The organism is Haloarchaeobius sp. FL176, from assembly GCF_024609245.1.
In the GTDB taxonomy this organism is placed as follows: Archaea; Halobacteriota; Halobacteria; order Halobacteriales; family Natrialbaceae; genus Haloarchaeobius.
Genome location: NZ_JANJYH010000005.1, coordinates 122,581 through 135,320 on the forward strand (window position 1 = coordinate 122,581; position 12,740 = coordinate 135,320).

Below are 12,740 nucleotides of genomic sequence, written 5' to 3' on the forward strand. Positions count from 1 at the left end.
CAGACGCCGTAGGCTGGGCCGAATGCGCGAGCACCTCCGGGCGGGCATCACCGTCTTCAACGCGGGCGACTTCCACGACGCCCACGACGCGTGGGAGGACCACTGGCTCGACCTCGAGTCGGGCACCGACGACGAGCAGCTGCTCCACGGGCTCATCCAGTTCACCGCCGCGGTCCACCACGGCTACGGCCACAACTGGACGGGCTGTGTGGGGCTGGCAGAGAGCGCCGGCCAGTACCTCGCCGGGCTTCCCGACGAATACCGCGGCGTCGACGTGGCGCGCGTGCGGCGCATCCTCGCCGAGGTCGCACGGGACCCCGAGGCGCTGTACCGGCGCGGCGCGCCGCGGCTGACCCACGAGGGCGAGTACCTCCTGCTCGCGGACCTGGCGTTCGAGAGTGCGGCGGTCGCCGCGGGGGTCTACGCCGAGCGCGAGGGCTACGACGAGACGACCATCGACCGCGGGGTCGCCTACGCACACGAGGACCTCGAAAGTGGGAAGCAGAACAGCCGGTTCGTCCACCTCGTGCGGGACTTCGCCACCGACCCCGCCAATCGAGGGATCATCCACCAGCGGCTCGGCGGTCACGTCGAGCAGCGGCGGCACCGCGAGCGCGACGTGGAGGGGCTGTTCGACTGACCGGCGCTACTCGGGGGTCGGCGTGTAGTCGGCCCCCACACGGAAGTCGAGCGCCCCCGCCGACACGTCGAGCGCGAGGTGTTCGTGCTCGCTCAGCTCGCCGTCGCGGCTGAAGGTGATGGGTTCGCCGTCGGTGTCGCTGACGGCCACCCTGTCGGCCTGGAAGTGCGTGACGTTCTCGCTCCCGGAGCCGAGCAGCCGGTGCTGGACCGCCTCGGCGACGAGGTTGCTCGTCGGCATCTGCTCGACGACCGCCACGTCGAACAGGCCGTCCTCGAGGTCGGCCTGCCCGCCCTGCTCGACGAACTTCCGGGCGTTGCCGACGAGCACGCAGAGCGCCTCGCCGGACCAGCGCTCGTCGCCGTCGTCGGTCGTCACCTCCACGTCGATGTTCAGCGGCTCGAACTCCAGCGCCTCCTGCGCACCGGTGACGAGGAACGCGAGCGTGCCGAAGCGTGCCTTCAGGTCGCTCGACGCCGCGACGCTCGCCTCGGCCGGGAAACCCGCGATACAGGAGACGACGAACGGCTGGCCGTCCGCCATCCCCACGTCGATGGTCCGCACGTCGCCCGTGTCCGCGGTCTCGACGCCCTGCTCGATGCCGGCGACGCCGATCTGTCTCGCCAGGATGTTCGCCGTCCCCGCGGGAACGACCGAGAGCGTCACGTCGCCGAGGTGGTCCGCCGCTGTCAGCCCGCGGAGCACCTCGTTCACCGTCCCGTCACCGCCGACGACCGCCAGCTCGGAGACGCCGTCGCGGCCGGCCTCCAGCGCGAGCTCCACGGCGTCCTCCGGCCCGTCGGTCTCGTGGACCGCGAAGCCGCGGGCTTCGAGCAGCCGTCGCGCGTAGTCCGCGTGTCCGCCGCCACCGCTGACGGGATTCAGGATGGCACGCCTGGACCCGACCTGCATACCGGGACGGACGGCCGCCTGCTATTTAAGCACGGGCGGTCGTCGGCTTCCGCGCGGTGCCGACCGCCGGCAATCAGCGCGTCCCGTCGACGCCCGCCTCGCGCTCGAACCGCTCGAAGAACTCCTGCACGAAGCCCCAGCGCTCCGCCCCCAGTCGGCGGCCGGGGTCGGTGTAGAGGGCATCCAGTCGCTCCCGCGTCCAGTGCCGGAGGAGCGAGATGTCGGGGCTGTCCGCGGAGGCCGTCTCCGACCCCGACGCGTCGTCGATGACGGCGTGTGGCTCACCGTTCCGGCCCGACCGCTCGCCGACGATGCACGCCAGCCGGACGATACCTCGCGCGCCGGCGGCGTCCAGCTTGTCCGCGTCGAACAGCAGTTTGGCCTCGTCGGTCGCCGGCTCGGGTGAGCTGGCCCGGATGCTGTGCGCTCGGATGCAGTGCTCGACGGCGTCGACAGTCGCTGTCGGCACGCCCTCAGATGCGAGCAGGTCGACGGCCTCGGTCGCGCCCCACGCGTCGTGGTCGTCGATGTCACCGGTGCGTTCCAACGGGCGACCGATGTCGTGGAGCCACGCCGCCGCGGCGAGCACGTCCCGGTCGATTTCGTGGTCGGATTCGTCGGCCAGCCGGAGCGCCACGTCGCGGACGCGTCTCGCGTGGAAGCGGTCGTGTGCGGGGAGCGCTGCGTCGTAGTACGGGAGCGAGAGCTCTCGTGCGAGGGGTCCGAGGTCGGTCGTCATTGGAGGAGGCTGGAGGTCGCCCCGGTGTCGGCATAGGCGTTGTGGAGTCGCCCGCTCGATTCCGGCCGGGACTCGCTGTCCTTGCCAGCGCCCGGATGTTTATGGTCCGCGAGGTGGTCGGAGCACTCGCTAGCATGGCCCGTAGCATCTGGCGCGACACGACCAGACGTCGGTGGGTCGGCTGGGCGGCGCTCGCCGGCGCGTTCGTCCTCGTCAACTTCCACCGCGTCTCGACGGCGGTCCTCGCGGACACGCTCAGTCGGGTGTTCGACACCACCGGCGCGGAGCTCGGCCTGCTGCACTCGGCGTTCTTCTACGTCTACGCCCCCATGCAGCTGTTCGCGGGCATCCTCGCCGACCGGTGGGGGACGCGTCGCGTCGCGACGGTCGGCTCGGCCGTGATGGGCCTGGGCGTCGTCTGGTTCTCGGTCAGCGGCACGTACCTCGCGGGGTTCCTCGCCCGGGTGCTCATCGGGCTCGGCGGCGGTGTCATCTACATCGCCACCCTCCGGTACTGCGCGAACTGGTTCCGGACCGACGAGTTCGCGACCGTGACGGGCCTGACGCTCTCGGCGTCCGCGGTCGGCGGCCTGCTCGCGGCGACGCCGCTGGCCGTCCTCGTCGGCGCTGCCGGCTGGCGCGACGGTCTGCTGGGCATCGGACTGGTGGGATTCGTGCTCACCGGGGCCGTGTTCCTCCTGGTGCGGGACACGCCGACCGAGGCCGGGCTGACCCCGGTCGAGGGGACGCCCGACTCCACCGAGCAGTCTCTCTCGGAGGTGTTCGCCGGTGTCAAGACGGTGTTCGACAGGCGCGACACCTGGATCATGGGCTGGATGCTCTTCTTCGCCGCGGGAATCAACTTCACCGTCATGGGCCTGTGGGGGGTGCCCTACATCGTACAGGCCTACGACGTGTCCGTCGAGACCGCGTCGGTGTACACGCTCGTCGGCAACGCCGGCCTGCTGTTCGGCTCGCCCATCCTCGGCTGGCTCTCGGACCGGCTGGACGAGCGGACCGGTATCATCCTCGTCGCCGCAGTCGTCTACTTCCTCGCGTACACGAGCATCGTCGTCCTCGGGACGCCGCCGCTCTGGTACGTCGGACTCGTGTTCTTCACCGTGATGTTCCTGCTCGGCGGGTTCACGCTCTCGTACACCGTCATCAAGGAGCGCCACACTGCTGCGCGGTCCGGCACCGCGACGGGCACGATAAACGGGATGAGCTTCCTCGGCGCGGCGGTCCTGCCCGGGGTCATGGGCGCGTCGCTCGACATCTTCTGGACGGGGGAGACGGTGGCTGGCAGTCGCGTCTACACGCTGTTCGGCTACCGCGTGGCGTTCGGCATCGCCGCCGCGAGCGGCCTCGTCGCGCTCGTCTGTGCCGCGTGGCTCCACCGGCGCGCCGGCTGATTGCGTCAAGCAGCACGAATTTCACGACGCCCGCACATCGTGAGCCATGGCAGGCACTGCCGACACGTACGAGACGACTGTCACCGTCCGGTTCCGCGACCTCGACCCGATGGGGCAGGTCCACAACAGCGTCGTCCTCCAGTACGTCGAAGAGGCCCGCATCCGCTACTTCCGGGACGTGCTGGACACCGACTTCACCGAGGTCGACGGGGCGGTCGCTGGCCAGGACATCGACTACCGCGCCCCCATCACCCACGGTGCGTCGGTCACCGTCCGCTACCGGGTCACCGAGATTGGCTCGTCGAGCCTCACGATGGCGTTCGAGGTCCACGCCGACGACGCGCTCGCCGCCGAGGGCGAGGTCGTCCACGTCGCACTCGACGAATCCGGCACGCCGGCCGCGCTCCCCGAGTCGTGGGTCGAGAAGGTCCGGGCCTTCGAGGGAATCGACGGCGACTGAGGACGGAACCGCCCGTCAGTCGTCGGCCCAGTCCGCCGAGTTATCGAGCGGCTCGTATCCCAGCACCTCTTTCGCGTTCTCCAGCGAGTAGTACTTCCGGTCGTTGTCGGAGATACCGTAGACGATCTCGTAGTCGTAGTCCGCCGTGAGACAGCAGTCGAACAGGTGCGCACAGTCCCGGTAGGAGAGCCACATCGCCTGCCCGCGCTCGTAGTCCTTCGGCGGGTGATCTCTGGTGAGGTTGCCGATACGGACCGCGACGAACGAGAGGTCGTGTTCGTCGTGGTAGTAGCGGCCGAGGAGTTCGCCGCTGGCCTTGGAGACGCCGTAGAGGTTGCCCGGTCGCGGCAGCTCGCTCCCGTCCAGCCGGAAGTCGTCGTGGGAACGGTAGAGGTCCGGCTTGCGCTCTGTCTCGTAGTGCTTGACCGTGTGGTTCGAGGAGGCGAAGACGACGCGTTCGACGCCGGCGTCGACCGCCGCGGAGAGCACGTTCTGCGTGCCGTCGATGTTGTTGGCGAGGACGCTGTCCCAGGGCGCGGTCTTCCGTGGGTCGCCCGCGAGGTGGACGACCGCGCCACAGCCCTCGACGGCATCGCGGATGGCGTCCTCGTCGGTCACGTCGGCGACGACGAACTCGCCGGGGAACGCGTCGGGGTCGGTCGGCGGGTCGCGGTCGATGCACCGCCACTCGTAGTCGTCGGCCAGCTCGTCGAGGATGGCGGTGCCGACGTGGCCGGACGCGCCGGTGAGCAGGACGGGGTCGTCCATTCGGTCGGAGGAACGATGGGTGGCAGTAAGTAGGATGTGGTTTGGGCCGGCGGCTCAGTCGCCGGTGGTCCAGACGCTCGCGGCGCGCTCGACTGCTGCGGCGTAGTCACTGATGAGGCGGGCAGGCGCGGCGGCGAGGGTCGCGATGGCGTCGCGGTCGCCGGCGTCGTCGGCGTCACCGTAGGCGCGGCGGACGGTGAGGGTGTGCTCGCAGTCGGGACAGACGAGGGCGGTGCCCCCGGCGCGGTCGGCACGCACCCAGTCGCCGTCGACCGGGTTCTCGTGGTCGCAGGACACGCAGAACAGCGTGGCCTTGCGACGTGTGCGTGTGCCGTCGCCGGGTGCGTCGACACGGGGGTTGGTCATACACGGATCAAGTGTTTCCAGGGGTAAAAGCCTCTCTTGCGTGTGTGTACCGATGGCAACTGAGCCGTTCACACCGCTCGGGGCGGGGTCACCCGAGCGCGACGTCGAGCGAGAGCATCACGAGCACGCCGACCATCGTCCCGAGGGTGGCGACGCGCTCGTTCCCGCGGGCGTGGGTCTCGGGGACGATCTCGTCGCTGATGACGAACAGCATCCCGCCCGCGGCGAAGCCCATCGCGTACGGGAGGATGGGCGCGGCGACGCTCACAGCGAGCGCCCCGAACAGGGCGAGCGGAACCTCCACCAGCCCCGCCCGGATGCCCGCGAACGCGGCGTAGAATCGCTTGCCGAGCCCGGCGTTGATCGCGGCGACCGACACCGCGAAGCCCTCGGGGATGTTCTGGATGCCGATGGCGAGCATCAGCGAGATGGCGTTGCCCAGCGCCGACTGCCCGTCGACGGTCGCGGTCGGGTCCAGCGCCGCCGACCCGAGGCCGACCCCGACGGCCAGTCCCTCCGGCATGTTGTGCAGCGTGATGGCGACGATGAACAGCAGGACCGAGGCGACCCGTGCGTCGTCGCCACGCCCCTCGTCACGGGTCCGTCCCGTGACGAACACGTGGACGTGGGGCACCCACTCGTCCGCCTGGTCCAGCAGGAGCACGCCGAGCCCGAACCCGACGACGACCGGAACGAGGCTCCCCCCTGCGAGCTCGATACCGGGCAGGATGAGGCTCGTGTAGCTCGCCGACAGCATCACGCCCGCCGCGAATCCGAGCAGCCCGTCGAGCTCTCGCTCCGAGGGGTCGGACCAGACGAACACCAGACACGCGCCGAAGAGGTTCATGCCGGCGATGACGAGCCCGCCGACAAGTCCCCAGACCAGCGCGTTCGTCCCGAACAGGTCGACGAACTGGGATCCGAGGCTCACGCCACCCAGCCTCCGTGCTGCATTACCGGGAGCGTTCTCGGGCGTGTGATTTCAGTGTTGCCCCCCGCTAACAGTTGTTTGAATCAGTGCTGACGACCCAGAGAGGTCATCCGCAAGAACGACTGAAGTCGAGCCGCTCGCCAGCCGCGCGCTACGGTGGAGAGACGGAGAACCCTACTCCCCGGCCGCGTCCAGCCGCCCCATCTCGTCGGCTGTCAGCTCCAGTGCTGAGGCGGCGACGTTCTCTTCGAGGTGGGCGACGCTGCCGGTGCCGGGAATCGGGAGCGTCACGTCGGAGTGGCCGAGCAGCCACGCGATGGCGACCTGCTGCTGCGAGGCGTCGTGGGCGTCGGCCACGTCGTCGACGGCCGCAGCCACGTCGTCGTCCAGCTCACTCGCGCCGAGCGGGTACCACGGGATGAAGCCGACGCCGTGGTCCTCGCAGGCGGCGAGCACGTCGGCCTCCTCGCGGTAGCCGACGTTGAAGCGGTTCTGGACGGTGGCGATGTCGACGATGTCGAGGGCGGTTTCGAGCTGCTCGACGCTGACGTTGCTCACGCCGACGTGGTCGACGACGCCGTCGTCCTTCAGCTCTGCGAGCGCGTGCACGGAGTCCTCGAAGGGCGTGTCGGGGTCCGGGCGGTGGTACTGGTAGAGGTCGATACTGTCGACGCCGAGACGGTCGCGGCTGCAGAGCACGGCGTTCCGGAGGTAGTCCGGGTCGCCGTGAGGGAGCCACTCGCCGTCGCGGTTGCGGAGGAGTCCGCCCTTCGTCGCGACGACGAGGTCGTCGCGGGTGCAGTCGAGCGCCTCGCCGAGGATGCGCTCGGAGACGCCGGGACCGTAGGAGTCGGCGGTGTCGACGAAGTCCACGTCGAGTTCGACCGCGCGCTGGGCCACGCGTCGGGCCTCGTCCTCGTCGGCCGGCGACCCGATGATGTCCTCCCCGGTGAGCCGCATCGCACCGAAGCCGAGGCGGTTGACCGTCGTCTCGCCGTCCAGGTCGAAGGTGTCGGACTGGTTCTGTGTCGCCATGGATGAACGTGCAACCGCCGGCCGCAAGAGTGTCGGTGTCCCGGTCGTCCGTGCCGGGACCGTTCGGGCCGGCTGCCGTCAGCGCGCCGCTGCGTCGACCGGGAGCGGACCGGCGGGCCACTCGGCGTCGACGGGCTCGACGGGCCAGACCGGCTCGTCGGGGGTGGCCGGGCGCGGCTCGGGGAGCGCAGGCCGCTCGACTGGCTCCGTCGGCTGCTCGGAGTCGAGGTGGTCGAAGGGGAGCTCGGAGACGGGCTCCCACGTCTCCTCGTCGACGACGGTCAGCCCGTCGTTCGAGAAGACGTAGAGGTAGTCACCGACGTAGGCCGCGCGGGTCGCCGGCTCGTCCGTCTCGACGAACGCCTGCTGGTTCAGCTCGGTGTCGAACACGTAGCCGCCCCGTTCGGTCGGCAGGAAGAACACCTCGTGGCGCTGGTCGTAGAGGAACGCGTGGTGCGTCTGTGCGATGGCGGACCAGCGCGCGTCGAGGATGCGCGACTCCGCGACGGTCGGGTTCTCCGGGTCCGACACGTCGAACACCGTCGCTTTTACCTGGCCGTCCTCCTGGCCGATGCCGAGCACGCGGTCGCCCGAGAGCGGGTGCAGGTACCGCGAGAACCCGGGGAGCTTCAGCTCGCCGGTGATCTCGGGAGTCTCCGGGTCCGAGAGGTCGAGGACGTAGAACGGGTCGATCTGCCGGAAGGTGACGACGTACGCGGTGTCACCCTCGAAGCGGACCGAGTAGATCTCCTCCGTCTCGCCCATGTTCCGGGCCGAGCCCTGGACCTCGAGCGAGCCGTCCAGCGTGTAGACGTCGTTCACCGAGGTCGCACCCATCGGGTCGACCGTCGTCGCGATGCGCAGGGTGCCCTCGTGCTCGTCGAGCGCCCACTGGTTCAGCGGGCGACCGGGCACCTCGCCGGTCTCGGCGACAGAGAGGGAGTCACCGTCGCGGTCGATGCGGACGATGCCCGAGCGCAGCAGGTCGCGCTTGCGCTCGTCGACGTACTCCTCGTACCCGGCCCGGAGGTCCGACCGGAGCTGGTCGCGCTCCTCGGCGGGGTGGCGAGCGAGCCAGTCCTGCACGAGCGTGCGGAGCTCGGTCATCCGGGCGTTCCGGCTGAGGTCGTACGTCGCCAGCTCGTCGAGCCGGTCGTGGGCCTGCTCGTCGAGCAGCTCGCTGCCCTGCAGGTACGCCTGGTACGTCTCCGCGTAGGGCGTGCGCTGCGTGTAGGTGAGGTACACCGAGTCGTTCGTGACGTACGTCGCGGAGTGCTGGCGCGTCCCGAGGAACGTCACGCGGTCGTGCTCGTCGCCGGTGTGCGGGTCCATCGAGACGACGGTGTAGGTGACGGAGGCGTCGGCGTCCGCACCGGGGCGGTACACGTCGGTGCAGACCGTTCCTGGCCGGTCGGCGAACGGCTCGACCGGACACGGGTCGTCGAGCGTGACACCCTGCTGGAGCACGAGGACGAGCCGACCCTCCGTCATCCGGGCAGTCTGGATGTGCGCGTTCAGGCCGACCGACCACACCTGCTCGGGGTCCTCCCGGTCGGCGACGTCGTAGCCGACCACGCGGTCGTTCGAGAGGACGACGAGCGTGTCGTTCACGAGCAGGAGCTGGCCAGAGTCGTCGATGCCGCCGACGAGTTCGGGCGCGGCGGGGTCGCTCGCGTCGAGTATCCTGGTCCGGCCGTAGCCGTCCTCGCGGACGTAGCCGCCGCCCCAGTGCCGCCCGTCAGCGTAGTACAGCGTCCGTTGGCCGGTCTGGAGCCGGTCCGGCTCGGCGACTCCCTGGACCTGGACGTTCGTGTCGGAGATCCGGGTGTCGCTGCCGCCACCGCCGCTGCCGCCCGCCCCCTGACTGTTGGTCGCGGCGTCGGCGGTCTCGACGGCGACCTCGCCGTCGTTCTGGAACGTGACCCTGCCGCCGCCGAGGTAGCCACGGCTGTCGCGCTGTGCCGCGGCGACGTACGCCTCGAATGCCGCATCGGAGTCGAACTGTTCGACCGAGGCCTCGTCGACGACGGTCGGCGGGTCCGTCGTCGGTGGGTCGTTCGCGTCGGCGGGACTGTCCGTCATGAGTGCGAATGCACCCACGCCGACCACCACCGTCGCGATGGCGGCCAGCAGCACCACGAGCTGGAAAGAACGTCGCATGCACAGAGCAACGACAGCGGAGATAAAGGCCGTATCGCTGGCTGAAACGCCGGTTTCAGCTTGCGAGGGCAATCGTTTTCACGGTTCGGGCGGAGTGGGTGGATATGAAGGTGCTGCTGGGAATCGACGGGAGCGACGAGTCGATGAAGACGTTGCGCAAGACCATCGACCGTACCCGGGAAGCTGACGACGACCTGACGGTCGTCGTCGTCCCGAAGGAGGCCGCAAAGCGCTCGCAGGACGAGATGGCGACCGAGGCCCGCGACCTCGTCACCGAGGCCGGGCTCGACCTCGACGTTCGCGTCGTCACCGGCGACCCCGGGAGCACGCTCGTCGACATCGCGGAGCGCGAATCGTTCGACCAGCTCGCCATCGGCGGCGGCACGGAGAGCCCGATGGGGAAGATACGGCTCGGCCCGATCACCGAGTTCGTCCTGCTCAACGCGAACGTCACCGTGAGGCTCGTCCGATGAGCCGCGAGCGAGTCTACCCCGAGGAGCCGGCCGGTCCGTTCCCCGAGCCGCCACAGACGTTCGCGGACAAGGAGGAGCGGGAGATATCGGTCGTGACTGCCGACGAGAGCGACGTCGACGCCGTCACCGAGATGTACTGCGACTTCGACCCCGCAGACCGTGCCCAGGGCATCCCCCCGACCGGTGAGACGCGCATCCGTGAGTGGCTCGACACCATCTTCGGCGAGGGGCTCAACGTCGTGGCACTCGACGACGACACCGTCGTCGGCCACGCCACGCTCGTACCCGACACCGCCAACGGCGAGGGCGACGAGTGCGCCTACGAGCTCGCCATCTTCGTCCTCCAGTCCCACCAGCGCGCCGGCATCGGCCGGAAGCTGCTCACCACGCTGCTCGGCTACGGGAAACGCGAGGGCATCGAGCGTGTCTGGCTCACCGTCGAGCGCTGGAACCGCGCCGCCGTCGAGCTCTACCGCGACGTCGGCTTCGAGACGTGTGGCTCGGAGAGCTTCGAGCTGGAGATGTCGCTGCGGCTGAACGGGTGAGCGACGACGGCTCCGGCAGTATCACCCGGACGGGTGAGATTTTTACTCGGTGACGACCAGTCACGGGGTATGGCAGCGCACGGTAGTTCGATGGACGGCAACGGTGGCCCACAGCTCCCGCCTGCCCTCCCGTTCACGCTCCCGCACCTCTCCCGGCTGAGCTGGGAGCTCGGCGCACGGGTCGTGGACGACGAGGCAGCGACGACCGAGAGCGTCTGGGAGCGGACCGACGGCTCCTGGGGACTGTCCGTGTATCGGGTGACGACCGCGACCGACATCCTCTGTGTCAGGTCCCCGACCGGGCGCGAACGGTTCTACGGGACGCCGGACGCGCCGCTCGAGTCGGCACGGCAGCAGCTCGCGGCGGCGGCGAACTGGCGACGCGTCGGGTAGGGAACACCCATTCGGGCAAACCTACACCGACAGCAACGGCTGGCTCGCGTACAGCAGCACGTACTCGGCGGCCTTCGCGAGCACGTCGCCGGCGTCGTCCGTCATCGACTCGCGCGGGACGACGATGAAGTCAGCGCCGAGCTCCTCGGCCGTGTCGAGCACGACGCTGCCGGGGTGCTGTGTCTTCCGGCGCGTCGAGAAGCCGTAGGCCGTCGACGTCGAGAGCTCGACGTCCTGGTCGTCGGCCACCGACACGGTGTCGTCGACGAACGACTGGGCCTCCGTGGCGACCTCGTCTTCATCGACTGCACCCTCCTCGATGGCCCGCGAGACGTCCTGTCCGACGACGTACACCGCGTGCACCCTCGCGTCGTAGCTGCCCGCAATCGCCACCGCGTACTCGACCGCCGTGACGGATTCGTCGCTCCCGTCGACCGGCACGAGTACGAGGTCTACGTCGAGCGCCTCGGTCATGTGCGGGAGTGCGTCGGCACGCACCAAAAACGTGCCCCTCGCGAGTGAGTGGCATCCGTTCCATCGCGCCGAGCCGGGAGAGTTTACAGCAGCTGTAAACCTCCGTCGGCATCGACCGCTGACCAGCCGTATGGCGCGCGTCTTGCGAGCCCGCCGGGCTGTGACCCAGCCACGCGCCGTCTTCGAGAGGGAATCTCCCTCGCCCCTGCGGGGCTCGTCCGGCAGGCAGCCAGAACGCCGAGTGGTCTGACAACGCAGCAGGCTCCGGTTCCACGCTACTCGCAGGCAGCCGCCGAGAACAGACGAGGAAGGTATTTACCCACGACCCGCTAGCCGACGGACATGTACGACTTCGTCGTCGTCGGAGCCGGACCGGCGGGTTCGCGGTTCGCACGACGCGCCAGCGAGGCGGGCCACGACGTGCTCGCGCTGGAGCAGGGCCGCGTCGGCGAGCCGCTGGCGTGTTCGGGCCACGTGAGCACGGACATCTGGGAGTTCACCGGCCCCGACGCGCGCGATGAACTGCTGCAGAACGAGGTGTACGGCGCGCGGTTCCACGTCGGCGGACCCGGGTCGGACGCCCACGAGTTCTACAAGCGCGAGGTGGTCTCGAACGTCATCGACCGGGTGGGGCTGGACCGCCATCTCGCCGGGCTCGCACGCGAAGCGGGCGCGGACCTCCGCGAGGAGCACACCGTCACGGCGGTCGACGAATCGCGTGACAGGGTCGCCGTCACCGCCCGCGGACCGGACGGCGTGGAGACGCACGAGACGAGGATGGTCGTCGGCGCGGACGGCCCCACGTCACGGGTTCGTAAGGCGCTGAACCTGCCCGAGCCGGGCGAACTGCTCCACGGCGTGCTCGGCTTCGACCCGGACGCGGACCCGCAGGACTTCGTCGACGTCCACCTGACCGCGCCGCGATTCTTCGCGTGGCGCATCCCGCGGGCCGACGCCGGCGTGGAGTACGGGCTGGCCTGCCCGCCCGGCGAGCAGGTGAACGAGCTGTTCGACGAGCTGGTCGCGGGCTACGGCGCCGACATCGAGAAGCGCTGCTCGGGGCTCATCCCGGTCGGGCCGCCGGACGTGGTGACGACCCGGCGTGGACTCCTGCTCGGTGACGCCGCCGCCCAGACGAAGCCGTTCACCGGCGGCGGCATCCTCTACGGGATGACCGCAGCGGACCACGCCGTACGCACCGTCGACCCCGACGACCCGCGCACGCTGGCGGACTACGAGGCGGCGTGGCGCGAGGACCTCGCGACCGAGATCCGGCTGGGCCACCTCATCCGCAAGGCGTACTCCCTGCCCGAGCCGGTCCAGACGCTCGGGCTCGCGTCGGTGTCTGGCGAGATCGGCGTCCACATGGACCGCCCGACCAGCGTGTTCTCGGTCGACCACCTGAAGAAGATGCTCTCGCCCTGAGGCGGGC

At 69.8% G+C, this 12,740-nt stretch carries 15 protein-coding genes; 7 read left to right on the forward strand and 8 right to left on the reverse strand.

Annotated elements, in window-relative coordinates; translation table 11 throughout:
* Positions 1-22 precede the first annotated feature (22 nt).
* A complete protein-coding gene (locus tag NO978_RS11205; RefSeq protein ID WP_257299675.1) occupies positions 23-640 on the forward strand; it encodes a DUF309 domain-containing protein in 618 nt (205 codons plus the stop codon).
* A gap of 6 nt (positions 641-646) precedes the next feature.
* Here NO978_RS11205 and NO978_RS11210 read toward each other — a convergent pair whose 3' ends face one another.
* On the reverse strand, positions 647-1,552 hold the full coding sequence (locus NO978_RS11210) for a diacylglycerol kinase family protein (protein WP_257299676.1): 906 nt from the start codon (positions 1,550-1,552) through the stop codon (positions 647-649).
* Between the two features lie 73 nt (positions 1,553-1,625).
* A complete protein-coding gene (locus NO978_RS11215) occupies positions 1,626-2,291 on the reverse strand; it encodes an HD domain-containing protein (protein WP_257299677.1) in 666 nt (221 codons plus the stop codon).
* A gap of 134 nt (positions 2,292-2,425) precedes the next feature.
* Between NO978_RS11215 and NO978_RS11220 the strand changes: the two genes are divergently transcribed.
* Together NO978_RS11220 and NO978_RS11225 are read left to right on the forward strand one after the other, a co-directional pair.
* Complete coding sequence (locus NO978_RS11220; protein ID WP_257299678.1) at positions 2,426-3,703, forward strand: MFS transporter; 1,278 nt, start codon at positions 2,426-2,428, stop codon at positions 3,701-3,703.
* Between the two features lie 46 nt (positions 3,704-3,749).
* Complete coding sequence (locus NO978_RS11225; protein ID WP_257299679.1) at positions 3,750-4,163, forward strand: thioesterase family protein; 414 nt, start codon at positions 3,750-3,752, stop codon at positions 4,161-4,163.
* 15 nt (positions 4,164-4,178) lie between these two features.
* On the opposite strand, the gene azf is transcribed toward NO978_RS11225, so the two are convergent.
* From azf to NO978_RS11250, 5 genes are all read right to left on the reverse strand, one after another.
* Entirely contained in the window at positions 4,179-4,931 is a 753-nt protein-coding gene (gene azf, locus NO978_RS11230) for an NAD-dependent glucose-6-phosphate dehydrogenase Azf (protein WP_257299680.1), read from the reverse strand.
* Positions 4,932-4,985: 54 nt separating this feature from the next.
* Entirely contained in the window at positions 4,986-5,297 is a 312-nt protein-coding gene (locus NO978_RS11235) for a hypothetical protein (protein WP_257299681.1), read from the reverse strand.
* An 88-nt stretch (positions 5,298-5,385) separates the two neighbouring features.
* Positions 5,386-6,228, reverse strand: a complete 843-nt coding sequence (locus NO978_RS11240; protein ID WP_257299682.1) for a ZIP family metal transporter — start codon at positions 6,226-6,228, stop codon at positions 5,386-5,388.
* Between the two features lie 174 nt (positions 6,229-6,402).
* Complete coding sequence (locus NO978_RS11245) at positions 6,403-7,263, reverse strand: aldo/keto reductase (RefSeq protein ID WP_257299683.1); 861 nt, start codon at positions 7,261-7,263, stop codon at positions 6,403-6,405.
* 78 nt (positions 7,264-7,341) lie between these two features.
* Positions 7,342-9,423 carry a beta-propeller domain-containing protein gene (locus NO978_RS11250; RefSeq protein ID WP_257299684.1) on the reverse strand — a complete coding sequence of 694 codons (2,082 nt, stop codon included), beginning with the start codon at positions 9,421-9,423 and terminating at the stop codon, positions 7,342-7,344.
* Between the two features lie 104 nt (positions 9,424-9,527).
* On the opposite strand from NO978_RS11250, the gene NO978_RS11255 reads away from it, so the two are divergent.
* From NO978_RS11255 to NO978_RS11265, 3 genes are all read left to right on the forward strand, one after another.
* The gene (locus NO978_RS11255) at positions 9,528-9,896 is read left to right on the forward strand and encodes a universal stress protein (protein WP_257299685.1); all 369 of its coding nucleotides are present in this window, start codon (positions 9,528-9,530) and stop codon (positions 9,894-9,896) included.
* Positions 9,893-10,441, forward strand: a complete 549-nt coding sequence (locus tag NO978_RS11260; protein WP_257299686.1) for a GNAT family N-acetyltransferase — start codon at positions 9,893-9,895, stop codon at positions 10,439-10,441. The genes NO978_RS11255 and NO978_RS11260 overlap by 4 nt, the downstream gene beginning before the upstream one ends.
* Positions 10,442-10,510: 69 nt before the next feature.
* Positions 10,511-10,834 (forward strand): hypothetical protein, encoded by a 324-nt coding sequence (locus NO978_RS11265; RefSeq protein ID WP_257299687.1) that lies wholly within the window; start codon positions 10,511-10,513, stop codon positions 10,832-10,834.
* 21 nt (positions 10,835-10,855) lie between these two features.
* On the opposite strand, the gene NO978_RS11270 is transcribed toward NO978_RS11265, so the two are convergent.
* Positions 10,856-11,308, reverse strand: coding sequence for a universal stress protein (locus tag NO978_RS11270; protein ID WP_257299688.1), 453 nt, complete (start codon positions 11,306-11,308; stop codon positions 10,856-10,858).
* Positions 11,309-11,650: 342 nt separating this feature from the next.
* On the opposite strand from NO978_RS11270, the gene NO978_RS11275 reads away from it, so the two are divergent.
* The gene (locus tag NO978_RS11275) at positions 11,651-12,733 is read left to right on the forward strand and encodes a geranylgeranyl reductase family protein (protein ID WP_257299689.1); all 1,083 of its coding nucleotides are present in this window, start codon (positions 11,651-11,653) and stop codon (positions 12,731-12,733) included.
* Positions 12,734-12,740: the final 7 nt, after the last annotated feature.